The sequence below is a fragment of the Bacillus sp. 5w2 genome (genome assembly GCF_054353775.1).
Genome location: NZ_JBTIWT010000014.1, coordinates 65,465 through 90,202, shown reverse-complemented (window position 1 = coordinate 90,202; position 24,738 = coordinate 65,465). Strand labels below are relative to the sequence as shown.

At 35.3% G+C, this 24,738-nt stretch carries 33 protein-coding genes and 2 pseudogenes; 23 read left to right on the top strand and 12 right to left on the bottom strand.

Going from position 1 to position 24,738, the window contains the following annotated elements:
• Positions 1 to 6: 6 nt before the first annotated feature.
• Positions 7 to 441: an NUDIX hydrolase gene (locus ACXY7N_RS21025; RefSeq protein ID WP_016136843.1), complete on the bottom strand. Its 435-nt coding sequence runs from the start codon at positions 439 to 441 to the stop codon at positions 7 to 9.
• 178 nt (positions 442 to 619) lie between these two features.
• On the opposite strand from ACXY7N_RS21025, the gene ACXY7N_RS21020 reads away from it, so the two are divergent.
• A complete protein-coding gene (locus ACXY7N_RS21020) occupies positions 620 to 1,453 on the top strand; it encodes an EcsC family protein (protein WP_016085965.1) in 834 nt (277 codons plus the stop codon).
• A 31-nt stretch (positions 1,454 to 1,484) separates the two neighbouring features.
• Here the strand turns inward: ACXY7N_RS21020 and ACXY7N_RS21015 are convergent, their stop codons facing one another.
• Positions 1,485 to 2,147, bottom strand: coding sequence for a YitT family protein (locus ACXY7N_RS21015; RefSeq protein ID WP_016085966.1), 663 nt, complete (start codon positions 2,145 to 2,147; stop codon positions 1,485 to 1,487).
• An 854-nt stretch (positions 2,148 to 3,001) separates the two neighbouring features.
• Between ACXY7N_RS21015 and ACXY7N_RS21010 the strand changes: the two are divergent.
• Positions 3,002 to 3,196 (top strand): annotated as a pseudogene (locus tag ACXY7N_RS21010) (hypothetical protein).
• Positions 3,197 to 3,224: 28 nt separating this feature from the next.
• Here ACXY7N_RS21010 and ACXY7N_RS21005 read toward each other — a convergent pair.
• On the bottom strand, positions 3,225 to 3,542 hold the full coding sequence (locus ACXY7N_RS21005) for a hypothetical protein (RefSeq protein ID WP_016085969.1): 318 nt from the start codon (positions 3,540 to 3,542) through the stop codon (positions 3,225 to 3,227).
• A gap of 167 nt (positions 3,543 to 3,709) precedes the next feature.
• Between ACXY7N_RS21005 and ACXY7N_RS21000 the strand changes: the two genes are divergently transcribed.
• Positions 3,710 to 4,915 carry an argininosuccinate synthase gene (locus tag ACXY7N_RS21000; protein WP_488592595.1) on the top strand — a complete coding sequence of 402 codons (1,206 nt, stop codon included), beginning with the start codon at positions 3,710 to 3,712 and terminating at the stop codon, positions 4,913 to 4,915.
• Entirely contained in the window at positions 4,912 to 6,303 is a 1,392-nt protein-coding gene (argH, locus tag ACXY7N_RS20995; protein WP_016135450.1) for an argininosuccinate lyase, read from the top strand. The genes ACXY7N_RS21000 and argH overlap by 4 nt, the downstream gene beginning before the upstream one ends.
• A gap of 54 nt (positions 6,304 to 6,357) precedes the next feature.
• On the opposite strand, the gene ACXY7N_RS20990 is transcribed toward argH, so the two are convergent.
• Both ACXY7N_RS20990 and ACXY7N_RS20985 read right to left on the bottom strand, forming a co-directional pair.
• Positions 6,358 to 6,924: a DinB family protein gene (locus tag ACXY7N_RS20990; RefSeq protein WP_098486243.1), complete on the bottom strand. Its 567-nt coding sequence runs from the start codon at positions 6,922 to 6,924 to the stop codon at positions 6,358 to 6,360.
• Between the two features lie 101 nt (positions 6,925 to 7,025).
• Positions 7,026 to 7,205: a hypothetical protein gene (locus ACXY7N_RS20985; protein WP_000502807.1), complete on the bottom strand. Its 180-nt coding sequence runs from the start codon at positions 7,203 to 7,205 to the stop codon at positions 7,026 to 7,028.
• A 95-nt stretch (positions 7,206 to 7,300) separates the two neighbouring features.
• On the opposite strand from ACXY7N_RS20985, the gene ACXY7N_RS20980 reads away from it, so the two are divergent.
• Together ACXY7N_RS20980 and ACXY7N_RS20975 are read left to right on the top strand one after the other, a co-directional pair.
• Positions 7,301 to 7,996: a hypothetical protein gene (locus ACXY7N_RS20980; RefSeq protein ID WP_016135448.1), complete on the top strand. Its 696-nt coding sequence runs from the start codon at positions 7,301 to 7,303 to the stop codon at positions 7,994 to 7,996.
• Positions 7,997 to 8,079: 83 nt separating this feature from the next.
• The gene (locus ACXY7N_RS20975; protein ID WP_016085974.1) at positions 8,080 to 8,751 is read left to right on the top strand and encodes a hypothetical protein; all 672 of its coding nucleotides are present in this window, start codon (positions 8,080 to 8,082) and stop codon (positions 8,749 to 8,751) included.
• A gap of 56 nt (positions 8,752 to 8,807) precedes the next feature.
• Here the strand turns inward: ACXY7N_RS20975 and ACXY7N_RS20970 are convergent, their stop codons facing one another.
• Complete coding sequence (locus tag ACXY7N_RS20970; RefSeq protein ID WP_001066672.1) at positions 8,808 to 9,266, bottom strand: universal stress protein; 459 nt, start codon at positions 9,264 to 9,266, stop codon at positions 8,808 to 8,810.
• A gap of 147 nt (positions 9,267 to 9,413) precedes the next feature.
• Between ACXY7N_RS20970 and ACXY7N_RS20965 the strand changes: the two genes are divergently transcribed.
• The 9 genes and pseudogenes from ACXY7N_RS20965 (at position 9,414) to ACXY7N_RS20925 (ending at position 14,754) form a co-directional block, all read left to right on the top strand.
• Positions 9,414 to 10,205: an SDR family oxidoreductase gene (locus ACXY7N_RS20965; protein WP_033659895.1), complete on the top strand. Its 792-nt coding sequence runs from the start codon at positions 9,414 to 9,416 to the stop codon at positions 10,203 to 10,205.
• Between the two features lie 213 nt (positions 10,206 to 10,418).
• Complete coding sequence (gene ald, locus ACXY7N_RS20960) at positions 10,419 to 11,552, top strand: alanine dehydrogenase (RefSeq protein WP_001219390.1); 1,134 nt, start codon at positions 10,419 to 10,421, stop codon at positions 11,550 to 11,552.
• Positions 11,553 to 11,693: 141 nt separating this feature from the next.
• Positions 11,694 to 12,119, top strand: coding sequence for a hypothetical protein (locus ACXY7N_RS20955; RefSeq protein WP_016135447.1), 426 nt, complete (start codon positions 11,694 to 11,696; stop codon positions 12,117 to 12,119).
• A gap of 44 nt (positions 12,120 to 12,163) precedes the next feature.
• A complete protein-coding gene (locus ACXY7N_RS20950; RefSeq protein WP_016085977.1) occupies positions 12,164 to 12,496 on the top strand; it encodes a cupin domain-containing protein in 333 nt (110 codons plus the stop codon).
• Positions 12,493 to 13,281 (top strand): GNAT family N-acetyltransferase, encoded by a 789-nt coding sequence (locus ACXY7N_RS20945; protein WP_488592594.1) that lies wholly within the window; start codon positions 12,493 to 12,495, stop codon positions 13,279 to 13,281. Before ACXY7N_RS20950 ends, ACXY7N_RS20945 begins: the two co-directional genes overlap by 4 nt.
• A 2-nt stretch (positions 13,282 to 13,283) precedes the next feature.
• Positions 13,284 to 13,628, top strand: coding sequence for a DUF6176 family protein (locus ACXY7N_RS20940; protein WP_016085979.1), 345 nt, complete (start codon positions 13,284 to 13,286; stop codon positions 13,626 to 13,628).
• Positions 13,629 to 13,700: 72 nt separating this feature from the next.
• Positions 13,701 to 14,156 carry a GNAT family N-acetyltransferase gene (locus ACXY7N_RS20935; protein ID WP_016085980.1) on the top strand — a complete coding sequence of 152 codons (456 nt, stop codon included), beginning with the start codon at positions 13,701 to 13,703 and terminating at the stop codon, positions 14,154 to 14,156.
• Between the two features lie 136 nt (positions 14,157 to 14,292).
• Positions 14,293 to 14,484 (top strand): annotated as a pseudogene (locus ACXY7N_RS20930) (anti sigma factor C-terminal domain-containing protein); the annotation flags it as partial.
• A gap of 63 nt (positions 14,485 to 14,547) precedes the next feature.
• Positions 14,548 to 14,754 (top strand): hypothetical protein, encoded by a 207-nt coding sequence (locus tag ACXY7N_RS20925; protein WP_001248904.1) that lies wholly within the window; start codon positions 14,548 to 14,550, stop codon positions 14,752 to 14,754.
• A 14-nt stretch (positions 14,755 to 14,768) separates the two neighbouring features.
• Here ACXY7N_RS20925 and ACXY7N_RS20920 read toward each other — a convergent pair whose 3' ends face one another.
• Complete coding sequence (locus ACXY7N_RS20920) at positions 14,769 to 15,596, bottom strand: DUF2785 domain-containing protein (RefSeq protein WP_016085981.1); 828 nt, start codon at positions 15,594 to 15,596, stop codon at positions 14,769 to 14,771.
• A 237-nt stretch (positions 15,597 to 15,833) separates the two neighbouring features.
• Between ACXY7N_RS20920 and ACXY7N_RS20915 the strand changes: the two genes are divergently transcribed.
• The gene (locus tag ACXY7N_RS20915; protein ID WP_488592603.1) at positions 15,834 to 16,214 is read left to right on the top strand and encodes a hypothetical protein; all 381 of its coding nucleotides are present in this window, start codon (positions 15,834 to 15,836) and stop codon (positions 16,212 to 16,214) included.
• Positions 16,215 to 16,234: 20 nt separating this feature from the next.
• Entirely contained in the window at positions 16,235 to 16,588 is a 354-nt protein-coding gene (locus ACXY7N_RS20910; RefSeq protein WP_016135442.1) for a DUF3221 domain-containing protein, read from the top strand.
• Positions 16,589 to 16,619: 31 nt separating this feature from the next.
• On the opposite strand, the gene pepQ is transcribed toward ACXY7N_RS20910, so the two are convergent.
• Positions 16,620 to 17,717, bottom strand: coding sequence for a Xaa-Pro dipeptidase (gene pepQ / locus ACXY7N_RS20905; RefSeq protein WP_016085984.1), 1,098 nt, complete (start codon positions 17,715 to 17,717; stop codon positions 16,620 to 16,622).
• Between the two features lie 150 nt (positions 17,718 to 17,867).
• Here pepQ and ACXY7N_RS20900 point away from each other — a divergent pair, with 150 nt between their 5' ends.
• Complete coding sequence (locus tag ACXY7N_RS20900) at positions 17,868 to 18,551, top strand: metal-dependent hydrolase (protein ID WP_016085985.1); 684 nt, start codon at positions 17,868 to 17,870, stop codon at positions 18,549 to 18,551.
• A 40-nt stretch (positions 18,552 to 18,591) separates the two neighbouring features.
• On the opposite strand, the gene ACXY7N_RS20895 is transcribed toward ACXY7N_RS20900, so the two are convergent.
• Complete coding sequence (locus ACXY7N_RS20895; RefSeq protein ID WP_016135441.1) at positions 18,592 to 18,753, bottom strand: hypothetical protein; 162 nt, start codon at positions 18,751 to 18,753, stop codon at positions 18,592 to 18,594.
• 244 nt (positions 18,754 to 18,997) lie between these two features.
• Between ACXY7N_RS20895 and ACXY7N_RS20890 the strand changes: the two genes are divergently transcribed.
• The 4 genes from ACXY7N_RS20890 to ACXY7N_RS20875 all read left to right on the top strand — a co-directional run bounded on the left by ACXY7N_RS20890 (position 18,998) and on the right by ACXY7N_RS20875 (position 22,262).
• Positions 18,998 to 20,311 (top strand): CBS domain-containing protein, encoded by a 1,314-nt coding sequence (locus ACXY7N_RS20890; RefSeq protein WP_000201589.1) that lies wholly within the window; start codon positions 18,998 to 19,000, stop codon positions 20,309 to 20,311.
• Between the two features lie 197 nt (positions 20,312 to 20,508).
• The gene (locus tag ACXY7N_RS20885; RefSeq protein ID WP_016135440.1) at positions 20,509 to 20,832 is read left to right on the top strand and encodes a hypothetical protein; all 324 of its coding nucleotides are present in this window, start codon (positions 20,509 to 20,511) and stop codon (positions 20,830 to 20,832) included.
• 135 nt (positions 20,833 to 20,967) lie between these two features.
• A complete protein-coding gene (locus ACXY7N_RS20880; RefSeq protein ID WP_016135439.1) occupies positions 20,968 to 21,909 on the top strand; it encodes a phosphotransferase enzyme family protein in 942 nt (313 codons plus the stop codon).
• 89 nt (positions 21,910 to 21,998) lie between these two features.
• Positions 21,999 to 22,262 (top strand): DUF3949 domain-containing protein, encoded by a 264-nt coding sequence (locus tag ACXY7N_RS20875; protein ID WP_016135438.1) that lies wholly within the window; start codon positions 21,999 to 22,001, stop codon positions 22,260 to 22,262.
• A gap of 17 nt (positions 22,263 to 22,279) precedes the next feature.
• On the opposite strand, the gene ACXY7N_RS20870 is transcribed toward ACXY7N_RS20875, so the two are convergent.
• Complete coding sequence (locus ACXY7N_RS20870; RefSeq protein ID WP_001144784.1) at positions 22,280 to 22,576, bottom strand: YtpI family protein; 297 nt, start codon at positions 22,574 to 22,576, stop codon at positions 22,280 to 22,282.
• Positions 22,577 to 22,816: 240 nt separating this feature from the next.
• Between ACXY7N_RS20870 and ACXY7N_RS20865 the strand changes: the two genes are divergently transcribed.
• Positions 22,817 to 23,749, top strand: coding sequence for a DHH family phosphoesterase (locus ACXY7N_RS20865; RefSeq protein WP_016135437.1), 933 nt, complete (start codon positions 22,817 to 22,819; stop codon positions 23,747 to 23,749).
• A 51-nt stretch (positions 23,750 to 23,800) separates the two neighbouring features.
• On the opposite strand, the gene ytrI is transcribed toward ACXY7N_RS20865, so the two are convergent.
• Positions 23,801 to 24,304 (bottom strand): sporulation membrane protein YtrI, encoded by a 504-nt coding sequence (gene ytrI, locus ACXY7N_RS20860; protein WP_016085992.1) that lies wholly within the window; start codon positions 24,302 to 24,304, stop codon positions 23,801 to 23,803.
• Entirely contained in the window at positions 24,301 to 24,714 is a 414-nt protein-coding gene (gene ytrH, locus ACXY7N_RS20855; protein WP_116329186.1) for a sporulation membrane protein YtrH, read from the bottom strand. The genes ytrI and ytrH overlap by 4 nt, the downstream gene beginning before the upstream one ends.
• Positions 24,715 to 24,738: the final 24 nt, after the last annotated feature.

Below are 24,738 nucleotides of genomic sequence, written 5' to 3'. Positions count from 1 at the left end.
GAGATCCTATAGGATCTCGTCTTTCTTTTGTTGGAGATATTTCAAAATTCCATCTGGATATAGTGCTTTCTCTTTTTGAATGAATGCTGTCACGGGAATCCATCTCGCATACAATACTGTTTGCTCATCTTGTATATTCATTTTTTCCATTTCATATAGTGATGTGTCTAATAAGCGCAAAGAGTATAGTTGAATGATTTCATGACCAATTTCTTTACCTAGATGAAAGATGTTTTCTAAACAACCTAAATAATTGATAATTTCCACTTCTGTATGAAGCTCTTCTTTACATTCACGAATAACGGTATCTGCTGATTTCTCACCAAGTTCAATTGAGCCGCCAAGAGGTCGGTAATACGTTTCATCGCCTGTATGATATTCTTGTACGAGAAGGCGACCGTGATGTGTGGCAAGACCGAATGCTTTGGCACGTGGATACATATAGAATCACTCCTTATTTATTTTGTATAAAGATGATTATAATGTAGCTAAGTAGAAATTGATAACATGTATTCGGATAGATTGTTTCGAATACTAATGTAAATAAAAAGCATGCGATGTACAAGCATATTTGCAAATATGTTACAATAGAAAAAAATCGAACGAGGTGGTTGTTACGATGCGATCGAAGCGAGAACAAGCCATTTTAGACAATATAAAAGAATGGGAATCGCAATTATTTGAGCAAGAAGCGACTGATTTTCAAAAAATGTTTGATAAATGGGTACATACTACAATTGCGAAATTGCCTGAGAAAAAACGAAAAGATTTCTTTACGAAAGCAGATGGATGGCTCTTTCATTTGCATGCATTAATTCAAAGTTCACAATCACAGTTAGATGCGCGTAATCGTATTTTAGGAACGTCGAGATTATTTGATGAATCGATTGAGCAACTAGAGGATTTGAAAGCATTATCTATTGATCAATTAACATACATAGCAGAGCAGCAAACAGCACGCCATCGTCTATATTCATTCGTGCAAGGCGGAGCAACCGGTGCCGGAGGTTTATTATTATTAACGGCTGATTTTCCGGTTATGATTGCGTTAAATGTGAAGGCTGTCCAACTTATTGCGACATCATTTGGGCATGATGTGAACAAGCCTTATGAAATGATGCTTGCATTAAAGGTATTTCATGCGTCATTACTACCAGGAAGACTTCAGCAATACGCATGGTACAATTTATTGCAAGAGCTAGAGCAAGAAGATTCATTCTTCTATGAAGGAGATGAAGCGGTGTTACAACCAGCTTCTACTGAGGTTATATTAAAACAAATTTTGAAAACATTTTCGATTTATGCTCTTCGTCGTAAATTATTCCAAGGTATTCCAGTAATTGGAATGGCGATTGGATCTACAGTGAATTATCGTTTAACAAGAAACGTTACTGAATTTGCCAATAGATTTTATCAAGTGCGCCATATAGTCGAGAAAGAAAAAAGAGCATAAAAAAAGCGAGAGGCCGAGGCCTTTCGCTTTTTTAATTTGTTGCATGTTTTTTTGGCATTGAAACAGATACTGGTTGCTTTTCTGCTGTTTTTTCTGTTTTTGGATAATAAATTAAATCCAATGTTTTTGCCTGTACGGCAATCGAAAGAATAGTGAAAGCAATTTCTGTCCAATTTAAATAATATAATGAAAGCGCAAGAACAATCGCGTCAAAGACGAAGAAAATTTGCCCAATTGTAAAGCGAGTTCGTTTACTTAATACAATTGTTAAAATATCGTCTCCACCGGTTGCACCGCCAAATCGCAATATAAAACCGAGTCCAATACCAGCTAACGCACCGCCAACTACTGCAGCTACAAATAAATTATTTGATAAATCTACCGTAAATGGAGAATAATTTTCCATAAGAGAATAAAATACTCCGAATGAGATTGAACCTAAGAATGAATAGCCAACCATTTTTCTACCTAAAAATGAAGCACACAGTAGAATAATTGGGATATCCATAATTACAGTTGAAATAGATGGTGAAATATCATAAAAATTTTGGATGAATAGTGCAATACCTACAAAGCCACCTTCTGTTAAGTGGTTTTGAAAGTGAATGTGATATAGCGCTGCTGCTAAAATAAATGAACCGATTAAAACCATAAAAACTTCTTTAATAATTTGTCGACTTTGGATGTTCCTCATCGTTATTCCTTCTTTCCGTAGTTAGTAGTCCTTTTTGTGTTGTAAACTAACTACGAGCTCACATGTAGCTTTCAGTTAGTTTACGAAAAAACTAACTACGCTATATGTCGCTGAAGAAATAACGAATAATCCTCTCGTCCATCAATTCTCCCTACCTTCGTTTTAGTTTAAGTCTTAAAACGACTAAACAAAACGTGGAGTAGGATTCTTCATTTAGCAATCCTGCTCTTCTTTGTTTTGTTTAGCTAGTAACAATTAAGTCCTAAACAAAACGCTATGTGTAAGAAGAGTCTTTTTTTTGCCAAATTATCCTTCGGGCAATCATAATTTCCCCACTCTCGTATTTTTTTCGCTAGACTAAAGTATCTAAGCTGGAAAATACGCTACGTGTATGATTCGTCAATACGATGCCACATGCTCCTTCGAGCGATCATGATATCAAAATCCCTTCCTTCAAGATTTATATTATTATATCATACTTTCAAAAAATGTATGCGGATGGAAACCGACAATAAACGGAGGGAATCTACAAAAATTGTTATGTTTAAATATTTTTGTAGAAAAGCCTAAGTTATTTTGCAGAATTGGACAGTTTGTAACGGTTTGTCCAATAAGTAGGAAAAAATGTGTTTTATTCAGTTGTATCCTTTTCATCACTTTTATCTTTAAAAAACGCATCCCAGCTAATCACACTTAAAAAAGTTAAAGCGATAATAATGAAAGCGCGCATAAGCTTTAGACCTCCTTTTGTACATAGTATATGAATGATTCAATTCGGAATGTGTCATTTTTTTACAAGTCTTAACTATTATGAGAGCATATTAATATAGATAGATGAAAGGGAGAATGAAGATATGCTAAAAGACATATTCAAAAGAAAAGAATTAACATGCGTTTCATGTCAAAAAAAGATTCAGTATGAAGAAGAGTTAGTTGCTTTTGTAAAGTTGCCGAAAGAAAGAAGTATATGAGTTGGCCCGTTTGATGTGTGTTTGGCGAAAACAGCACAAGAGATATATTGTAAATCGTGTTACGACAAAAAAGCATGACCCAAAGTAATTGAGGGGCATGCTTTTTTCATTGGTGTGCTTTTCCCTCAGATACATTTTGAGTGAGTCGATACCAAAGCCAAAGGTCATTAATGATGGAAGCGAGATCGGCAATTTCTGAATTAAGTTTGCAAGAAATTTCGAAGTCTTCTTCGTGATTTAAATGATGTTGTTTTGCATTTATATAGTGTTCCAGTTCTTTTATACGATCAGGGATTCTCCCGCGAACTTGCTCCCATTTTAATAAAATAGCATGCTGCATTTTTTCGGGGATACTTTCCCAGTCTTCTTGTAAATGCGGAATTTCAATTCCTAGATGTTCATCGTATAAGAAATACTTTTCCATAAGTTCACCCCCCGTTTTCCTGCGTTTATTGTACATGAAAACAGAAAGAAGTTCGACGAAATTGTTTGAAAAAATTTGAAAATGACTCTTGATACATTTTGTAAAAGGTGTTAAAGTGTGTATTATTATAAAAGAAAATGAATATTTATTCTTTAGGGGGATGCAAAATGGAGAAGAAAAAAGTGGTATTAGCATATTCCGGAGGTCTTGATACTTCCGTTGCAATTAAATGGTTACAAGAGAAGAATTATGATATTATCGCGCTTTGTTTAGACTTAGGGGAAGGTAAAGACTTAGCATTCGTAAAAGAAAAGGCACTTTCAGTAGGTGCAATTAAATCATATATGATTGATGTTCAAGAGGAATTTGCAAATGAATATGCATTGATGGCGATGCAAGCACACACGTTATACGAAGGGAAATACCCTCTTGTTTCTGCATTATCTCGTCCACTTATCGCTAAGAAATTAGTAGAAATTGCAGAACAAGAAGGGGCGACTGCAGTTGCACATGGATGTACAGGGAAAGGGAATGATCAAGTTCGTTTTGAAGTTTCTATTCAAGCATTAAATCCTTACTTAGAAGTGATTGCGCCTGTACGTGAATGGAAATGGTCACGTGAAGAAGAAATTGCATATGCAAAAGAAAATAATGTACCAATTCCAATTAATTTAGATAGCCCATTTTCAATCGATCAAAATTTATGGGGACGCAGCAACGAATGTGGCATTTTAGAAGATCCATGGGCAGCACCGTCAGAAGATGCATATGAGATGACATTGGCATTAGAAGATACACCGAATAAACCAGAATTTGTAGAAATTGGCTTTGAAGCAGGCGTACCGACTACTTTAAATGGCACTGCATATCCACTTTCAGAATTAATTAAAACGTTAAATGCGCTTGCTGGAAAACATGGCGTTGGACGTATCGATCATGTAGAAAATCGTCTTGTTGGTATTAAATCGCGTGAAGTATACGAATGTCCAGCAGCAATGACATTAATTACGGCGCATAAGGAACTTGAAGATTTAACACTCGTAAAAGAAGTAGCGCATTTTAAACCGATGATTGAGCAGAAAATAACAGAACTGATTTATAACGGTTTATGGTTCTCACCTTTAAAACAAGCACTTCATGCATTCTTACAAGAAACGCAAAAGAATGTAACAGGTACAGTGCGTGTGAAATTATTTAAAGGTCATGCAATTGTAGAAGGACGTAAATCTGAGTACTCTTTATACGATGAGAAATTAGCAACATATACTGCTCAGGATGAATTTAATCACGATGCAGCAGTTGGATTCATTTCATTATTCGGTTTACCGACGAAAGTATACAGCCAAGTGAATCAAAAGAAGGTGGAAGCGTGAGCAAACTTTGGGGCGGACGTTTTACCGAAGAAGCGGAAGCGTGGGTTGAGGAGTTTGGAGCATCCATCTCCTTCGATCAACAATTAGTAAATCAGGATATAAACGGGAGTATTGCACACGTAACGATGCTAGCAAAGCAAGGCATCGTTACGAAAGAAGAAGCAGAGAAAATCAAGGTAGGTCTTCAATATTTATTAGAAGAAGCGAAACAAAATAAATTGCATTTTTCGGTCGAAGCGGAAGACATTCATTTAAATATCGAAAAGATGTTAATTGAAAAAATCGGTGAAGTAGGAGGGAAACTTCACACTGGCCGAAGCCGTAATGATCAAGTAGCGACAGATATGCACTTATATTTAAAAGAAAAAGTAGAACATATTATTAAGGCTACAAAACAATTGCAAACGGTTCTTGTTCATCAAGCAGAAAATAACATTGAAACCATTATGCCTGGCTATACGCATTTGCAGCGTGCCCAGCCAATTTCATTTGCACATCATATTCTTGCTTACTTTTGGATGTTAGAGCGTGATGTGAATCGTTATGAAGATTCATTAAAGCGTATTAACATTTCGCCATTAGGAGCAGGAGCGTTAGCTGGAACAACATTCCCGATTGATCGAGAATATAGTGCGGAGCTTCTTGGATTTAATGGAATCTATGAAAATAGTTTAGATGCAGTAAGTGATCGTGATTTCATACTGGAGTTCCTAAGTAATTCATCTATGCTCATGATGCATTTATCACGCTTTTGTGAAGAACTTATTTTATGGAGTAGCCAAGAGTTTCAATTTATTGAAATGAGCGATCAATACGCAACGGGAAGCAGCATTATGCCGCAAAAGAAAAATCCAGATATGGCGGAACTTATTCGTGGTAAAACAGGCAGAGTATACGGTAATTTATTTAGTTTACTTACAGTCATGAAAGGACTACCACTCGCTTATAATAAAGATTTGCAAGAAGATAAAGAAGGAATGTTTGATACAGTAAAAACAGTAGAAGGCTGCCTTCATATTATGGCAGGCATGTTAGAAACGATGACTGTCAACAAAGAAAAAATGGGGCAAGCTGTAACCCAAGATTTTTCAAACGCAACCGAAATTGCTGATTACTTAGCAAGCAAAGGACTACCATTCCGTCAAGCTCATGAAATTGTTGGGAAGCTAGTTCTACATTGCACACAAAAAGGAATTTATTTAGTAGATGTACCACTTGAAATGTATAAAGAAATGAGTTCTTTATTTGAAGAAGATTTGTATGAAGTTCTTTCACCATATGCGGCTGTAAAGCGTCGTAATAGTGCTGGTGGGACTGGGTTTGAGCAAATCCAAAACGCTTTGGAGAAGGCGAAAGGATTTGTTGGAGAGTTTGTAGGAATTAAATGATGTATGAAAGAGAAGGTAAGGTGCTTTTTTAGAAAGCACCTTACTTTTTTGTATTTAGATTTTTAGGGGGGTATCTATCATTTCATAATTATTTTTCATAATCATAAAATGATGTTTCTCATGTATCGCTAATAGTTGGATAGATTGAATCAGGTTAGGATAGTGAGCAATTGGATCTAAAAATACGATATGCCCGGCGATATTTTCTTCTATATTTTGAACAAGTTTTTTTATTTCATCTGTTTCACGGGAAAGTAATTCTTCTAATTCTTGTCCATTCATAGAATGATAGACCTTTTTTGAAGGGACTAAAATCCAAGGTGCTTTCATTCCTTTACCATGCTTTTCTTTATATTCGGCATAAATGTCGTGTATTTCAGTTTCAAATGGGGTATTTTTTCTTAGCTTTGCATAAGGGATAAGAGTGAGAGAGAATTTAATCGCTACTTTGAGCATCCTTGTAATTAAATATAAGTGATAAAAGTGTTCACCAGTAGACCATTTTTTGTCCTCTTTCCTATACCATAGTTGTTCTTGTGATAATGAATGGAGATGAGGAAGGAACTCGTTCCTTTGTACATGTAATGTGTGAAAATGTTTTGAGATATTTTCAGATTTCATAGTAGAGCATCCTCCATACTTGTTTTTTCCTAATTATAACATTTTTCGTGAGGAGGTAAGTAAGCCTAGAGCATTTTGCTCTAGGCTTAAAGTTTCATCGATTAATCATACTTATGTCGATCTTCCGTAATTCGAATATACTCAATATCCATCAAATCTCTAAGTAATGCACCATTACTTAGTTCCACGCCATGCTTATCTTTAAAATGAGTACGAATCGTATCTAGCATTTCAATTTCTTTCCCATTCACATCTAAAATAATGCGTTCGGAATCACCCATGCAGCATCCTCCTTTTTTAAACACATATATTTTGTCCATCTATTTCTAAAAAATGTATGTTAACCTAAAGTTAGAAAATAAGAAAGGAATGGAAAATGAGGCGTATTTATTTTATAGGGTTAATTTTGTACACGCTAATTGTATTACACGTTGCATTCCCAAATATCTTTTCATTTAAGGATGTAGAAACAGTACACGTTGGGATATTTATCTTTATTCTATTTGTAGTAGAATGCTGTATTTCAATATGGCTTTCGAAAAGAAAACATGTACAAGATAAAAAAGAAATCGAACGGAAAAAGAGAAAACGTTCATTTTGGATGATGACGTACTGTTTGTCTTTAGTACTTACTGCTGTTTTCTTTAGTGAGCATATTCCATTAGAAAGATTAAATATTGGATTTGGAGCGTTCGTATTTGCATACTATTTTTTCGTGCACTTTCTTCCTTATATGAAAGAAAAGCGAGGAGAAGAGGAAGATCCGTTTGTAGAAGAAGCGAGAGAACAAGAGCATAAGAGAATAGAAGAAGATATAAAGAAACTCGGAGAACAAAAATGGTATTTAAAATCTAAAGTCATATATGTTCTGTGCTTCATTACGCCGCCAATCGGTTATTTGTATGTGTTCTTGCTTCGTAAAAAAATGACAGAAGATGCAAAGCAAACGTATTTAACGATTGCGACGATTATGATGGCACTGTGGTCTTTGAAGTTCTTACCGCCATATGTGTTGGCAGTAGTTGTTGTAGTGATTGTTTGTTTTGTGTTTATAGTGAAGTATATGAAATAAGTTGTAGTTATATAGGCTACAGCTCTATAATTATAATTGTAATAATTTTATATAATGATTTATTGAGAAAAAGGGGATGCGGTATGGGTTTAATAAAATCAGTAACTGGAGCAGTGTCTAAAGCTGCAGCTGAAGTATTGGGTGGTGCGATAGAAGCGGTAGGAGAAGTTACGAATAGTAATTTCATAAAAGATGTTGGAAAAGGCGTTAATAAAGCTACTGTGAAAACTGGGGAAATTGTTGGGAATCTTGCTGATGGTACATATGATGCTATAGGTGGGCTTATTACAGACGATAAACAGCAAGCGAAGCGAGGGTACGAAGAAATACTTGGAACGGTTCAAGATACGGCAACGACAATTGGAAAAGGTATTGTACATGTTTCAGAAAAGGGAGTTGAAACGGTGCAAGCGATACGAGAGGGAGATACTGATAAAGCGATAGAGGCAGGAAAAGAATTAGCAAAGGTTGCGGCTGTAGGTGTTTTCTCGGTTGGAGTTATAGATATAGTTGATGGTGTAGATGGAATTGCTGAGGGAGTAGGAAGTGATAGCATAGCACAAGCGGTACATCCAGATGCAACTGATGTAGAATATACGACGGAGGAAAATCCAAATGCTCATCATGTAACACCCCATGAAAGAGTTTTACCTGACGGGAGAACAATATGGGTAGATGGTGATGGCGATACGAGTGTAGATACACAAGGTGGCTGGCAACAACATAATCCGGATTACAGAATTCCTAAAGTATAAATGAAAATAGGGTAGATAAGAGAAAGCCTCTTATCTACCCTATTTATTTTTATGAATTAAAGATCACCTTGCTCCTCATCACCACGAACAACAAGGACATCGCATTTCGCATAGCGAATAATATGTTCAGAGACGCTACCAATTAGGAAACGCTCAACAGCATTTAAACCAGTTGCACCACACATAATTAAATCTACTTTATGGTTTGGAGCGATTTCTTTTGAAATTTTAGATTTAGGATTACCGAACTCTAATACAGTCTCAATTTTTTCAAGGCCAGCTTCAAGCGCAGTTTTTTTGTAGTCTTCTAATAAGTCTTCTGCAAATAGATTTGCACGTTCAGCAATTGCGCGGCTATAAGCCTCTACTGCTGAGTATGCTTTTACATCAACGATATGTGCAATTGTTAATGTTGCATTGTTTCGTTTTGCGACTTGAATTGCTTTTTTAAAGGCTTTTTCTGCTTCTTTAGAACCATCCACCGCGATTAAAATATTTGTATATGTATTATTCATAGTAAATTCCTCCCAATCATTTTTATTACCGTTTACAACTTTATTATAAAACAAATTTTGGTAATGTGCTTGTCGGAAACGTTACAGAATTTTGAAAACTCTGTTTCAATTCATTTTAGTTGTAATTGGTGCGAGAACTTGTTACATATGAAGTATAGCAATTTAAAAGGAGGCATGTTTGTGAGACACGCGCTCATTACGGCCGGTACGAAAGGTTTAGGAAAGCAAGTAACAGAAAAGTTATTGGCTAAAGGATATTCAGTAACAGTAACATATCATAGCGATATCACGGCTATGGAAAAGATGAAAGAAACATATAAAAATATGGAAGAGCGTCTACAATTCGTGCAAGCGGATGTCACGAAAAAGGAAGATTTACATAAAATAGTAGAAGAAGCGATAAGCCGTTTTGGCAAAATTGACTTTTTAATTAATAATGCTGGTCCATATGTGTTTGAACGAAAAAAATTAGTCGATTATGAAGAAGACGAATGGAATGAAATGATTCAGGGTAATTTAACGGCGGTGTTTCATTTGTTGAAACTTGTCGTTCCAGTTATGAGAAAACAAAAATTTGGCCGTATTATTAATTACGGATTCCAAGGGGCAGATAGCGCACCGGGATGGATTTATCGTTCAGCATTTGCAGCAGCGAAAGTAGGACTTGTTTCATTAACGAAAACAGTTGCTTACGAAGAAGCAGAATATGGTATTACTGCAAACATGGTATGTCCTGGTGATATTATTGGTGAAATGAAAGAAGCGACAATTCAAGAAGCACGTCAGTTGAAAGAACGTAAGACACCAATTGGTAGATCTGGAACAGGCGAAGATATCGCAAGAACGATTTCGTTTTTATGTGAAGACGATTCCGATATGATTACCGGTACAATTATTGAAGTAACTGGTGCAGTAGATGTTATTCATAGACATCGATAGAGCGAAATAAAGTGAAGTTTCGAATAATAGGACAGTTTATCTTTTATGCTGAGAGGCGCGGATAATACTGTCTTTTCATGTAAGATTAAATCTATCGGAAAACTTGTATTATTTTTTGTCAAATATTGAGATATTATGTTAAAATATAAGAGCGTAGAAAGCGCTTTAAAAAATGATTCAGGGGTCATTTCATAACTCAAGGGGGAACTAATAATGCGTATCGGTATTCCAACAGAAATTAAGAACAATGAAAACCGCGTGGCAATGACGCCAGCGGGAGCTGTACATTTAGTACAAAATGGTCATGAAGTTTTTGTTCAAAAAGGAGCAGGTATAGGATCAGGCTTTACAGATGAAGAATACGTACAAGCTGGTGCGAAACTTGTTGAAACTGCTGAAGAAGCATGGAATCAAGATATGGTTATGAAGGTAAAAGAGCCAGTTGCAAGTGAATACGGCTATTTCCGTGAAGGTTTAATTTTATTCACATACTTACACTTAGCTCCAGAACCAGAATTAACGAAAGCATTAATTGATAACAAAGTTGTATCAATTGCATACGAAACAGTACAATTAGACAATCGTTCTTTACCATTACTTGCACCTATGAGTGAAGTAGCTGGTCGTATGTCTGCACAAATCGGTGCACAATTCCTTGAGAAAAACAAAGGTGGTAAAGGTATTTTACTTGCAGGCGTTCCAGGGGTAAAACGCGGCAAAGTAACAATTATCGGCGGTGGTCAAGCTGGTACAAACGCAGCGAAGATTGCAGTAGGTTTAGGTGCAGATGTAACAATCATCGACTTAAGCGCAGAACGTCTTCGTCAACTAGATGACATTTTCGGTAACCAAGTAAAAACGTTAATGTCTAATCCATACAACATTGCAGAAGCTGTAAAAGAATCTGACCTTGTTATTGGAGCAGTATTAATTCCAGGTGCAAAAGCGCCAAAACTTGTAACAGAAGAAATGATTCAATCAATGGAACCAGGTTCTGTCGTTGTAGATATCGCGATTGACCAAGGTGGTATTTTCGAAACAACTGACCGTATTACAACTCACGACAACCCAACTTACGAAAAACATGGCGTTGTTCATTATGCAGTTGCTAATATGCCAGGAGCAGTTCCACGTACATCAACTCTTGCATTAACAAACGTAACAGTACCATATGCAGTACAAATTGCGAACAAAGGCTACAAAGATGCTTGCTTAGGCAACACTGCATTACTAAAAGGTATTAACACATTAGATGGCTATGTAACATTCGAAGCAGTTGCAGAAGCTCACGGCTTACAATACGCTGATGCGAAAGAGCTTCTTGAAAAAGCTCCTGCTTTATCATAATAGAGACAAATTCGAGACCTTCCTTTATGAGGAGGGTCTTTTTTTATAAGGTAATAAATTGTAAAAATTGTTGTGTATTACTGTTAATAAGTAGGGAATGTGATAATTTAGAATTATATAAAATTTGGGAGGGGGATTAGATTGGGAAGAAAAAGTAAGCGGAGGAAGCATAAAAAACAAAGAGGAGTAATAAGGAGTAAACATGAGTTAGTAGTTACGAAAAAGAGACCTAGGTCTAAAATTGAAAGTGGTTTAATAGATGCGGCGAATGTTATGTATTTTATTGTCATGTGTATTATTTTTATTAACTTAATTAAGTTACCAGTTTCAAATTTATCTTTACATGTATTTGTACTTATTATTTTTTTAATGGTAGCTATTTTAGTACATGTTTTAGTGTTTGGAACATTACTATCAACTAATAAGAATGGTGGAGAAAAAAGGCAAAAAAAGAAAAGAAATTCGTCTTATTATTCAAGCTCATCAAGTGGATTCGGTGATTACAGTAGCAACGATTGTAGCAGCTCAAGTGATGGTGGAGGAGATTGCGGAGGTGGTGGAGACTAAATTAGTTTTTCAAAAGAACGACTAATGAAAGGATGGGATGAAAGATGGAAACTGTGAATTTAATAGAATTAACGAAGGACATTCAAGATCAACATAAAAACTTCGTCGTTTCAAATGTAAATAGTCATTGCTTACGAATCGCTGTATTTACTGGTGAATATGATTGGCACTATCATTCTAACTCGGATGAATTATTTATTGTGTTAGAGGGAGAATTACTTATCGATTTTGAAGATGGAGAAACGGCGGTTTTAAAGCCAAATGATTCTATTTTAATTCCGGCATGTACGATTCATAGAACGAGAGCATTAAAGAGAACGGTAAATCTTTGTTTTGAAAATATAGAGGTTGATACGATCAAAGTGGAGCAATTATGAAAAAATTATCTGTAGCCGAGTATAGAAAAATCCTTCCGATTTTAGAAAGTCTTACAAGAACGACGACGTTTGCTTATGCGGTATGTGACCAAATGATAGATGGTGAGATTTTTGCCAACGAGAAGTTAACAGCAGGACTAATTCGTACAGCTAACGGTATCTATTATTTATTTGGTGATACGGATGATCAAAATTATAACGAATATTTATTTGCGCATTTAAAAATGGCTATTGAAAAAACAGAGAAGAGATTTACGTTGTTCACTTCGAGTGACGAGTGGGAAATGATGTTAGAAGAGCGTTTTAGTAATACACTTCGGAACATCCCGCGAATGAAATTTCAACGAGAAATTTTTGAAGAGAGAAAACGAGATTGTAACAAAAATACATATGAAGTGAAGCGTATTAATAAAAGTGATATAGAACGAAGCAATGAATTTACAGAGGAGTATTATAAAGAATATTGGGGATCAAAAGAGCTATTTTTGAACGGTGGTTTCGGATTTTGTATAGAACAAGATGGGATAATTGTAGCTGAATGTGTTTCGATATTTAATGGGAATGGATTTGCTGAAATTGATATTGTGACGCATAAAGCATATCAAGGGAAAGGATTAGCCCAAGCTATTGCAACACGGTTCATTGAACATTGCATGCAAAATGATATTATACCGTGCTGGGATTGTTATGTAGACAATATTCCTTCGCAAAAATTAGCTAGTAAATTAAGTTTTCATAATCCAATAGAATATAGATTGTTTGTACGTAAGAGAACGGGGGAATAAAAATGAATGTGGAATTATCGAGATTTAAAGTGAAGCCTGGTAAAAGTCACCGAGTAGATGAATGGATGCAGCTTCTGAATGACAATATGAAAGAAGTGCTTTTGACATTAAACGACGAAAAGATGTATGTAGAGACAATTTTCCGGGAAATAAGAGATGGAGAAGAGTACTTATATTGGTATTCTGTGCAAGGAGAAGGCGGGGCTCTTGTCGAAAATTCTCATCATGAAATTGATAAAAAGCATTTGGAATTTTGGTGTGAATGTATCGATGAGGAAGTACCGTCTGTTGATATGAAAACAGAAGTCGTTATGATTCAAGATGTTGTGAAGAACGCGATGAAATAATAGATTGGTATTTTATAGCCGTAACATGGTCATCTTTTTGGTTGGAATATAAATTATTGGAGATGCTGTAGGATGAGAATTAGTAATAAATATATCACTCTCGATGAAATAGAGATAATAAGAGAATCCTTAGATAAATTACATGAATATCATAACGGTAAATCAAAATATTTTTCTGGTGATTATCCAAGAATGACATTTGAGGAACGTATTGAAGAGTATAAAAAAAATTCACAGTACGGGGAATATAGAATTGAATTATTAGTTGAATCAGAAACAGACGATATATTAGGATTTTGTATAGCATATAGTAAAAGGGCAAGCGGAAAGATTGAAGTTTTATTTGTCGATGAAAAATACCGAAGAAACGGATTTGGTTTGAAGTTACTGAATAGTGCAGTAGAATGGTTTAAAGAAAAGAAGATAGATAAAATTGAATTAACAGTAGTGTACGGAAATGAAGCTGTATCATTTTATGAAAAGCAGGGGTTTTACCCGCGTTCAATTATTATGACAACTAAGTCATAACGATATTATGGAGAGAGGCGTGGGAGTTTTTGTTTCAAAAAAATGATTCATATGTTACTAAAGTATATGTGAAGAGCACATCAAAATAGATGTGCTTTTTATTATGATAAAAATTTAGAAAAGCTGTATTTGGATATCTTTAAGTGAAAATAAAAGGGGATAGCAAGAATCTTTTAGGACAAACTATAAAGAAATAAAAAACATCAAACCGAAAGAATTACGAATATACGGTGTAGTTGTAACAGGAAAAACAGAGGATTTACAAAGTTTACAAGGAGCACCATATATTAAGGCTGCTGTTAGAGGTGTAACAGTTGAGAAATATTGATTACAAGCTATTAATGTGAATAATCAGAAAATTTATGTTATAATATGGGAAAAGGAGGTTTATATGAGGCAAATACATGGAGCAATTTATATTTACATAACAATGTTTTTCGTGGCGATATCCTATGGATTAGGGCACGTGTATTCGCATCCTATACTAACTTTTTTAAGCGGAGCATGTATGGCGTTTGCGATTCTTGTCCACCTTTTCTCAGTTTGGATCGTGAAATTTCAATTAAATATTAGTGAAATAGAAGAAGGCACTTTCTAAGTGGCCTTCTTTTTTTAATAATATTTTGGAAGTTCTCGTAGCAATTTTTCAATTTTGCATTCGGTTTCTTCACATATAGACAGTGTGCGTAGTCGGAAAAACAAACTACGTAAGAAAGATTTAATATTTCCGTATAGAAACTCGTATGATTTAATAGGTAATGTTTGTTTTTGGACGGGTAATTGGGCTACTAAGTCATGAAGGGCTACTATGAGTACTTCTTCCTTTAGACCATTTTGCAGCATTGCGATAATTGGATAAACGATACGCTCGTCTTCTTCATATTTGTAGTAAATAGAATGGACACAAACTTTGTTTAATAAAGTTTGTAATATTTCTTCGTAATATAAAGTTTCCAGTTTAGGACTACGAACAAGCGCTTCAAATGTATCAGAAGCATGAGCGATACTGTGTGCCCAGCCGTGGTCTTGCACATATCCACGGAAATCATGCTCGTTGTTCATATATAGCACTAATCGATCTTTTACATGTAAAAGATCAGCCTGTGATAAGAAATTATGATTTGTATCGGCATCAATAATGAGCGCAATTAATAATGTTGTAAATGCGCGGGTAAATACCGCATCTTCGTCATCTGAATGAATCTTATACAATAAATATTTGTCACTGATGCTTTCTAATAATAGTTTCTGTAAGTGTGTGTGTGAAATATAGTCCTTTTTGATGAGATGATAAAAAGTAGAGTAGATAAGTTTATCCCTTAAATAGCCATCAGTATCCCCAATATGCTCAAGCATAATGGAACTTAAAGAATCGATATTGAGGGCATCATTGATTACGTAATTATTATTACGAATTTCTTCTAACTGTTGTTGTAACATATAAACCTCCTTTTTTAGAGAATTCTGTATTTTAATAATATAATAAGAGGAAGAAATAGACAATACAGTGAAACTTTAATCAGTGGGGGTTCATCCCTCGCTGATTATTAGTTGAACCAATCGGACTTTTAAGGACAGTTGATCCCCCACCTAACTTCTTTGCTTTCACCGAATTTTGAGGTGGGGGTCTTACTACCCGTTCATGCGGGATACATAAGTGCTTTTGAATGGAGGGACATTGTGAAGAGAGCATTATTCTTTTTTATTAGTATTTTCTTTTTAGGAAGTTGTTCGATTTCGTATGTTACTTTTTCTAGCGAGAGCAAAAGTTGGACAGGACAATATAAAGGGCATATTCAGGATGACAGTGAAGATGGAGTGTTTACATTTCAGTATAAGGGCGGCGATGGGAATATAGAATTTAAGAATTTAGAGATTGCTATTAATGGAGCCTTTAGTACAATGACACAAACGTCAGAAGTTCATAAAGGAGCAAGGATTGAAATGAAGTCTTCTTGTGTAAGTTGTGCGCCTCCTCTATCTAAAGATGAACCGGTAGAGGTTGTGATTAAATGGGATGATAAGTATGAAGAGAAGATGGTTTTAAAGCGGAAATAGTGTAGAGTGAGGGGTTAAAAATGAATAGGAATATGAGAGTTTCTATGTATATATTTTTTAGTGTATTTCTAATCATATTATCAGCGTGCGCTACAAAGCCAGTAGAGCGAGTAGCGGTCAAAAAAGTACTTAAAGAGGGATATGTCATATTAAGAAATGATACGGTATTTTTTGTCAGTGATAAAACGTTTGAAACGAAAGTAGAGTTACAAAATTATATAGAGCAACAAATGAAGAAAGAACATCCATCAGATATAGTGTTGAGATTTAAGGATAAAGACGCATATAATCAATTAAAAACAGGGGATAAAATAAAAGTATGGTCTTCTAAAACACTTGAAAGTTATCCAGCGAAAATGATAGTAGAGAAATAAAAAAAGGCAGCATTCACGCTGCCTTTTTTTATTATTTTACAAATTGTAATTCTTTCGGGAATTTCGTTAAAATTTCTGATCCGTCTTTTGTGATATAAATATCATCTTCAATACGAACGCCACCTACGTTTGGTACGTAAATACCTGGCTCGATTGTGAAGACCATACCTTCTTTTAGTGGAGACTCGTTACCAGCTTTTACATCTGGATATTCGTGTACGCTAATTCCAAGTCCATGACCAAGGCGGTGCGGGAAGAAGTCGCCGTAACCTGCATCTGCGATAACAGAACGTGCTGCGTTATCAATTGCGCCAAGTGTAACACCTGGTTTACATGCTTCAACTGCTTGTAGTTGTCCAGCAAGTACAGTGTTGTAAATACGAGTTTGTTCTTCAGAAAGGTCACCGAATGCTACTGTACGTGTAATGTCAGAGCAATAACCTTCAATGATTACGCCTAAATCAAATAGTACGAAATCGCCGCGTTTCATTTTGTTTGCACCTGGAATACCGTGTGGAAGAGCAGAGTTTGCACCTGCTAATACCATCGTATCAAATGACATTTTATGTATGCCTTTTGTTTTTAATTCGTGTTCAATAATTGCTAATACTTCTAGCTCGCTACGATTTTCTTTAATTGCATTTACACCAACTTCAACAGCATAGTCTGCCATTTTAGCTGCTTCGCGTAAAATAGAAAGTTCTTTTTCATCTTTAATTAAACGAAGTTCGCGAACTTTCTCTTCAGCTGATTTGAAAGCTGCATTTGGGAATAATTTTGTTAATTCTTCGTAGCGCTCTACGTTTAAATGTTCTTTTTCAATTGCAACTGCGTTTGCATTGATACCGCGGTCTTTAATTGCTTTTGCAATCATATCCCATGGTCTGTCTGTATCAGTGAATCCGATAATTTCATGTGCCCAGCCAGCGTTACGTGCTTGGCCTTCTTCCATTTTAGGGCAAATTAAAATAGGTTCTTTTTCTTGGAATACAAACATACCAAGAAGTCTTTCGTGTGGTTCACAGTGGAAGTTTGTCATGTAGAAGACGTTTGGTGTAGAAGTTAAGAACGCAGCTTCTACGTTTTTTTCTTTTAGCCATTGCATTAAATTTTCTAATCTAGCATTCATCGATTGGCACCCCCGAGATATTTAATTACAAATATAACTTTACATCGGAGGAAAGCGTTATGACAAGTAAATAGATGTTAGAAAAGACAGGGAATTGAAAAATCATGTAGAATAAAAAGTGAGAATGTGAATAGGGGGAGGAATGTAATAATGAAAGTATCTTATCATGGGCATTCAGTTGTAAAAATTGAAACGAATGGAAAAGTGATTTTAATTGATCCATTTTTAACGGGAAATCCGACAACAGATTTAAAGGCTGAAGATGTAAAAGTAGATGCGATTCTTTTATCGCATGGACATGGTGATCATGTTGGCGATACAGTAGAGCTTGCGAAGAAAAATAATGCAGTTGTTGTAGCACCATTTGAACTAGCGACATTTTTAAGCTGGCAAGGTGTAAATACACACCCGATGCATATCGGTGGTTCGCATGAATTTGATTTCGGAAAAGTGAAGTTTACACAAGCATTCCACGGCTCTAGTTATATTGATGAAGAAAATAAGACGATTACATATACAGGTATGCCAGCGGGTATTTTATTTACAGCAGAAGAGAAAACTGTGTATCATGCAGGAGATACTGCTCTATTCTCTGATATGAAATTAATTGGGGAACTAAATAACATTGATGTAGCATTTTTACCAATTGGTGATAATTTCACAATGGGACCAGAAGATGCTGTGTTAGCAGCAAAATGGGTTCAGGCGAAAACTGTTGTACCGATGCATTACAATACGTTCCCGGTTATTGAACAAGATCCATATCAATTTGTAGAAAAGCTACAAAATTGTACAGGAAAAGTATTAGAAGCTGGAGAAAGTATTACACTATAGAAAAGAAACCCTTCATTTGAAAAGACAAGTGAAGGGTTTTTTACGTGTGTAGGACAGCTTGTAAAGGTTGTACTTGTTTTGACGATTCTTTTCTTTTTGGAAGTGGCTGTTCAGGTGTTCCATTCAATTCCATTGCAACTTTTTTTCCGTCTACGAAAGCTAAAAATACAGCACCTACAACCTCTAATAATTTTTTCATCATGTATCCGCTCCTTTGTTTCATTTCTTGTCTTCATTGTATATGGAAGCGGCTGGACAAACTATCGAACGAGATGACAATACCATTACATTGTTGTAATAGAAGAAGTAGTGTCATGTAAGGCGTATTTTGTTATAAAAAAAATAGTACAGATATATAAAGAGAGAGTGTAACAGTTTTGAAAATATAGTATACTGAAAATACAACACATGAAGAATTTAGGGAAAAGAAAGTATGGTGAAACCATTTGGCTACCAAGCATAACCAAATTTTAGAACATATTAATAGCCTGCCAGTAGGGCATAAAATTTCTGTAAGGCAAATTGCAAAAGATTTGAGTGTAAGTGAAGGGACAGCTTACCGTGCAATTAAAGATGCAGAAAATAAAGGGTATGTTAGTACGATTGAACGTGTCGGAACCATTCGAATTGAACAAAAGAAGAAAGAAAATATTGAAAAGTTGACATATGCAGAAGTTGTTAACATTGTTGATGGCCAAGTACTTGGAGGCAGAGAAGGACTACATAAAACGTTAAATAAATTCGTAATCGGGGCAATGAAATTAGAAGCTATGATGCGCTATACAGAAGCTGGAAACTTACTTATTGTCGGTAACCGTACGAACGCGCATCAATTAGCGTTAGAAACTGGAGCCGCTGTATTAATTACGGGCGGATTTGATACGGAAGATCATGTGAAGAAATTAGCAGATGAATTAAAACTGCCGATTATTTCAAGTAGTTACGATACATTTACAGTTGCAACGTTAATTAACCGTGCGATTTACGATCAGCTGATTAAGAAAGAAATTGTACTCGTTGAAGATATTTTAACGCCAATTGAAGAAACGTTATATTTAAAACCAAATGATACAGTGCAGCAATGGCATGCGTATAACGAAGAGACGATGCACGGAAGATATCCGATTGTTGATGAAAATAAAAAGGTATTAGGTATTGTGACTTCTAAGGATATGATTGGTGTTGTAAAAGAAACACCAATTGATAAAGTGATGACAAAGCATCCAATTACGGTAAATGGAAAAATGTCTGTCGCGGCTGCCGCACGTATGATGGTGTGGGAAGGTATTGAATTACTTCCCGTTGTTGATGAAGGAAATAAATTGCAAGGTATTATTAGCCGTCAAGATGTACTTCAGGCACTGCAAATGATTCAGCGTCAACCACAAGTTGGTGAAACGATCGATGATATTGTAACGAATCAATTTATGACGCCGAAAGAAGCGAAAAATGAACATCTATATCAATTTTCAGTGACGCCGCAAATGACGAATTCAATCGGAACGTTATCTTACGGTGTATTCGCAACGATTGTGACGGAAGCAACGAATCGTGTTATTCGTGCGCAAAAGAAGAGCGATTTAATTGTTGAGAACTTAACAATTTATTTCGTAAAACCAGTTCAAATTGATAATGTTGTATCAGTTCATCCAAAAGTATTAGAAATTGGACGTAAATTTGGTAAGGTTGATGTAGAAGTACATCATGAAGGTAATGTTGTCGGGAAAGCATTACTTATGGTGCAGTTGATCGATAAATAAAAAGATGGAGCAGGCCGCTTTGGTTTGTTCCATTTTTTTTAGAACGCTATATTAGAAAAAATTAAAATTTAGTTATCAACTGAATCTATTATGTATTGCATTGCAAAAGAGAAAGTTAAATCACGTTCTGTTTCATATTTATAAGTAGGGCACGCAATCATTTGAAGGTGCTTGAACAATAATTGTGGGGGTGTCGAATGGGAGTAATATTTTTCTTTTTAGGTTTACTATTTGCAATAACTGTTCATGTGTTAACACATAGAAGAATGGATTCAAATAAAAAGAAATTGTATGTAATAAGTTTGATTTTCGCTATTATTTGTTCCTTTATTCCTACAACTGGAGAAAATTATAGCGATTTTATTTACTTTGGTATACCAGCAGAAAATTTCATTTATTATGGCGGATGGGAAATTTCGTTTAATCCATTAGGCTTTTTCTTTAACTTTATTTTGTTTTATTTGATTTTGAAGTTATTACTTAAGCTCGGTAAGAGTTCGGGTAGCGAAGTGAAAAAATAGCAGGATATGTATCAGTATAGATAGAAAATTGGTTGTTAGTGGATAAGAAAGCTTACGCTACTAATCATGAAGAGATAACAATAATGTAATTGGATAGGGAGACTATGCTTCACTATACGAACTAGGGGGAGAAGAATGGATTTTCACATTAAAGAGCAGTTATGTAAGCAATATAATTTAAATAGTCTTATGAAAGTCTCATTATTGCATGGAGGAGAAAATCAAACATATATATTCGAATCGGACAAAAATAAATTTGTAGTTAGGCAGTATCGAGAAGGACGTTATACAGCCGAGCAAATAGAAGCTGAAATACATTGGTTAATAGCGATACAAAAACAAATGTTAGTACCAGAAGTAGTTGTAAATAAAAATGGTGACTGGATCACATCTGTTATGAAAGGCGAGGGAAGTATCCGGTATTTTGTTGTCTTTAGGTTTATAAGCGGAAGTGAAATTTTAGAACCAAAGGATAAAGATTATGAAAAGCTTGGATCATTAATGCGAATGTTTCATGAAAAAACAAATGGAGTGCTCAAAAGAGTGCCACAAACTTGGGGAGGTTATGAAAGGCCTATATATAGCGAGAAAAAGACAATTCACGAGCCTTTACAACGTTTATTAAATACTTCGTTTTTATCTTATGAGGATAAGCATAAATGCATGAGAATTGCAGAAAGAATACAAGAGCTTACAAATTCAACTCAACTAGGAGAAAAACAATTTGTTCATGGTGATATGCATTTTGGCAATGTTCTTGTAGACAAAGAGGATTGGTATTTGCTCGATTTTGATGAATGTGGATTTGGGTATAAAGAGTTTGATATTGGTGTTCCGAGATTGCATTTAATTGCTTCGGGACAGTTAGAAGAAGTATGGGGGAACTTCATAATGGGATATGGGGAAAATATTTCGGAAGCAGCCATTCGACTGGGGACCGCTTCAAGAATCTTTTATATGGCCGGAAAAATACCATTAAGACTTGATATTGAACCGATTAAAAAGAATCCCGGAAATTTTATTAGGCGATATATTCAGTATGCTGAAGAGGAATTATGCGGTGAGACAATTGTATAAACAAAAAACAGAATATTAATTCAATTAGAGTTTATACTATGTTATAATTACATTGTAAGAAAATGGATTTCGGGAAGGTGGTATGTATTATGTCATCAGAAGTGCTCTTTTTTGGTGGGATCGCACTATTTTACTTTCTTGTGATGATACCGCTTCAATATTTATATTTACAAGGATTGCATGAAAAAAAGAAACGAACAGGATTATCTCAGCGGGAACTATATGAAAAAATGTCTTTTGAAGAAGAACAATTACATTTTCACGTACAAGGCAACCCCTTTAATATACCTTCTGCTTTTGTTGCATATATGATTTTAAAAGTTAAGGGACGTAAAAAAGCATCACAATATTGATGCTTTTTTATGTTGCTTCAGACAGATTCAGCTTCTTCAACTGCTAATGGTAAGAAATGTTTATATTGGCGAAATCCATTAAATACACTTGCACTACCAAATAGAACAAATAAAACACCAACGATAATACGAGCGGTTGAAAGTTCTAAAAAGAATTGGTTTATCCCGAAGAATAAGACGAATGAACCGAGTGCCATTGCAGATTTTCCAGAGAGCCAACCTTTCTCCATTGGGCGGCTTGTACGAAAGTATTTTGTTTTGTAGAAGAGGTACAACATAAATGAGACGATAATACAGAAGACTAATACTGGCATAATACACACTCCTATCGCTTTGTGAAAAATAATAGTGGAGAAAAAAGAAATATCTAAACTTTCTAACTTTTATTATAAAGCAATTGTTCGCATGTATGAAATACTTTCCGTTATAATGAAGGATAAAGTGAAACTTTAATTAGTGCGGGGGTGTTTCTGCGCGCTAATGATTAGCCTGCACCGGTTGGGCTTTTACTGCACGTTAAAGTGGAGAAGTTGAGTAAAAAGGAGATTATACATATGCATGAGCAAATTTTAGGAGCAATTAAAGAGTTTGATACAATTATTATTCACCGTCATGTGCGTCCAGATCCAGATGCATTAGGTTCTCAGTGCGGTCTTGGTACAATTCTACAAGAATCGTTTCCAAAGAAAAATATTTATATGGTTGGGTACAATGAACCGTCGTTATCATTTTTACGAGTAATGGATGATATTGAAGATAGTGTATATGAAAATGCACTTGTTATCGTTTGTGATACTGCGAATCAAGAACGTGTTGACGATCAACGCTATACAAAAGGGAAGATGTTAATCAAGATTGATCATCATCCAAATGAAGATCCGTACGGAGACATTACGTGGGTAGATACGACATCAAGTTCTACAAGTGAAATGATTTATGAGTTTTACAGTTATGGAAAAGATAAAGGATTAAAGATAACAAAAGAAGCAGCGCGCCTTATTTTAGGGGGTATTGTTGGGGATACAGGTCGTTTCTTATTCCCGAATACAACAGCGAAAACACTTCGTTATGTAAGTGAGCTTGTTGATATGGATGTGAAATTCACAGATTTATACAATGAAATGTATAAGACGCAAGAAAAGATTGCTCGTTTAAACGGCTATATTTTACAAAACTTTACGATGGTAGAAGAAGGAGCAGCTTACATTAAATTAACGAAAGAAGTATTAGAAAAGTTTGATGTACTTCCTTCTGAGGCATCCGGTGTTGTTGGAGCACTTGGTAATATTGATGGATTAAAGTCGTGGGTTCTATTTTTAGAGGAAGACGATGTGATTCGTGTTCGTCTTCGCTCAAAGGGACCAGTTATAAATAAATTAGCAATGCAATATAATGGCGGAGGGCATCCGATGGCTTCTGGTGCAAAAGCATCTTCTTGGGAAGAAGCGGATCGTCTTTTTGCTGATTTATGTGAGCTATGTAAATAAGAGATTATATATGAAAACGAAAAGAAGGAGCGGCGCTAAAGCCCTCCTTCTTTATTTTTCTTTCTCTATAGCAATGCTGATTTCAAGCACGGTATCAAAAGATATTGTATCGACTTTAAAGCGGTATAGACGATCGTAATGTTTATACGTTTTATTTTCGATTGCTTTTTTGAGTAGGTCTTTATTTTTTGCTATACTTTGAATGTTTTTCGTTAAAAGATGCTGGAGGTCATTATGGATAGAAGTGGTCATATTTTCGAGTGTAAGATTGTCTAAATCGTATTTTTCTCGATTTATAATTTTTATTTTAATCTCTTGAATGGTTAAGAGTCGTTTATTTTCAGTGTTCAATTTTTCTTGATCTTCGAGAAGGACGTGGAGCTTTGCTTCTTGTTTTTCTATAATTTCTCGTTGCTCTGCTATTTTACTAGCTTGTTCTTCTTGAAAAACACCGTATATGTACAAAAAAACAAACCAGCTCAATACGCCTCCAACAGCAGCGCCAGCTAAAACTAAATACCATCTTTTGGCTGTATTGGCACTTGGCACTCTCATACATGTTCCTGCGTTAGCCATTTAATAATAGTAAGACCTGTTTGCATACCACCAGTTGCGAAAAAAATAAGGAGAATTTGTTTTACGATATCTTTCATATCTCCGCCAAAGAAACTTCTTTCAAAGCTATAAAAAGTATCAAATGTTCCACCAATTGCTGCAACGAGTGCCCAAATCTTTAAATTTTGGGCGAATTGATTAATGTAAGTGAGAGTTGGTTTTCCGATAAGAAATGCACCAAATCCGCCAATTAATGAACCGCCAAGTATAACCCCAAAGGCAATAAAATAACTAATAATGAGCAGAGAGAAAAAAGTATGTTCTCTTACATCCATCGTCATTCCCCTTTCTTCTTCATATATATGGACAAAGTATAAGAAGTATGTTTTGATTTCCGCTTTCCTCATCACCTATAATAAAAGTAGTCAGATTGG

Bases quoted from the DNA above. Each gene is read 5' to 3' on its own strand.
- ACXY7N_RS20865 (WP_016135437.1), top strand. From the start codon at position 22,817: ATGCATGAGCAAATTTTAGGAGCAATTAAAGAGTTTGATACAATTATT.
- ACXY7N_RS20990 (WP_098486243.1), bottom strand. From the start codon at position 6,924: ATGAAATCTGAAAATATCTCAAAACATTTTCACACATTACATGTACAA.
- ACXY7N_RS20940 (WP_016085979.1), top strand. From the start codon at position 13,284: ATGAATGTGGAATTATCGAGATTTAAAGTGAAGCCTGGTAAAAGTCAC.
- ACXY7N_RS21000 (WP_488592595.1), top strand. From the start codon at position 3,710: ATGGAGAAGAAAAAAGTGGTATTAGCATATTCCGGAGGTCTTGATACT.
- ACXY7N_RS20985 (WP_000502807.1), bottom strand. From the start codon at position 7,205: ATGGGTGATTCCGAACGCATTATTTTAGATGTGAATGGGAAAGAAATT.
- ACXY7N_RS20885 (WP_016135440.1), top strand. From the start codon at position 20,509: ATGGGAGTAATATTTTTCTTTTTAGGTTTACTATTTGCAATAACTGTT.
- ACXY7N_RS20920 (WP_016085981.1), bottom strand. From the start codon at position 15,596: ATGTTACAACAACAGTTAGAAGAAATTCGTAATAATAATTACGTAATC.
- ACXY7N_RS20895 (WP_016135441.1), bottom strand. From the start codon at position 18,753: ATGATGAAAAAATTATTAGAGGTTGTAGGTGCTGTATTTTTAGCTTTC.
- ACXY7N_RS20970 (WP_001066672.1), bottom strand. From the start codon at position 9,266: ATGAATAATACATATACAAATATTTTAATCGCGGTGGATGGTTCTAAA.
- ACXY7N_RS21025 (WP_016136843.1), bottom strand. From the start codon at position 441: ATGTATCCACGTGCCAAAGCATTCGGTCTTGCCACACATCACGGTCGC.
- ACXY7N_RS20965 (WP_033659895.1), top strand. From the start codon at position 9,414: ATGAAGTATAGCAATTTAAAAGGAGGCATGTTTGTGAGACACGCGCTC.
- ACXY7N_RS21005 (WP_016085969.1), bottom strand. From the start codon at position 3,542: ATGGAAAAGTATTTCTTATACGATGAACATCTAGGAATTGAAATTCCG.
- ACXY7N_RS20870 (WP_001144784.1), bottom strand. From the start codon at position 22,576: ATGCCAGTATTAGTCTTCTGTATTATCGTCTCATTTATGTTGTACCTC.
- ACXY7N_RS21020 (WP_016085965.1), top strand. From the start codon at position 620: ATGCGATCGAAGCGAGAACAAGCCATTTTAGACAATATAAAAGAATGG.
- ACXY7N_RS20925 (WP_001248904.1), top strand. From the start codon at position 14,548: ATGAGGCAAATACATGGAGCAATTTATATTTACATAACAATGTTTTTC.
- ald (WP_001219390.1), top strand. From the start codon at position 10,419: ATGCGTATCGGTATTCCAACAGAAATTAAGAACAATGAAAACCGCGTG.
- ACXY7N_RS20900 (WP_016085985.1), top strand. From the start codon at position 17,868: ATGAAAGTATCTTATCATGGGCATTCAGTTGTAAAAATTGAAACGAAT.
- ACXY7N_RS20875 (WP_016135438.1), top strand. From the start codon at position 21,999: ATGTCATCAGAAGTGCTCTTTTTTGGTGGGATCGCACTATTTTACTTT.
- ACXY7N_RS20880 (WP_016135439.1), top strand. From the start codon at position 20,968: ATGGATTTTCACATTAAAGAGCAGTTATGTAAGCAATATAATTTAAAT.
- ACXY7N_RS20980 (WP_016135448.1), top strand. From the start codon at position 7,301: ATGAGGCGTATTTATTTTATAGGGTTAATTTTGTACACGCTAATTGTA.
- ACXY7N_RS21015 (WP_016085966.1), bottom strand. From the start codon at position 2,147: ATGAGGAACATCCAAAGTCGACAAATTATTAAAGAAGTTTTTATGGTT.
- ACXY7N_RS20910 (WP_016135442.1), top strand. From the start codon at position 16,235: ATGAATAGGAATATGAGAGTTTCTATGTATATATTTTTTAGTGTATTT.
- pepQ (WP_016085984.1), bottom strand. From the start codon at position 17,717: ATGAATGCTAGATTAGAAAATTTAATGCAATGGCTAAAAGAAAAAAAC.
- ACXY7N_RS20945 (WP_488592594.1), top strand. From the start codon at position 12,493: ATGAAAAAATTATCTGTAGCCGAGTATAGAAAAATCCTTCCGATTTTA.
- ytrI (WP_016085992.1), bottom strand. From the start codon at position 24,304: ATGAGAGTGCCAAGTGCCAATACAGCCAAAAGATGGTATTTAGTTTTA.
- ACXY7N_RS20950 (WP_016085977.1), top strand. From the start codon at position 12,164: ATGGAAACTGTGAATTTAATAGAATTAACGAAGGACATTCAAGATCAA.
- ACXY7N_RS20935 (WP_016085980.1), top strand. From the start codon at position 13,701: ATGAGAATTAGTAATAAATATATCACTCTCGATGAAATAGAGATAATA.
- ACXY7N_RS20975 (WP_016085974.1), top strand. From the start codon at position 8,080: ATGGGTTTAATAAAATCAGTAACTGGAGCAGTGTCTAAAGCTGCAGCT.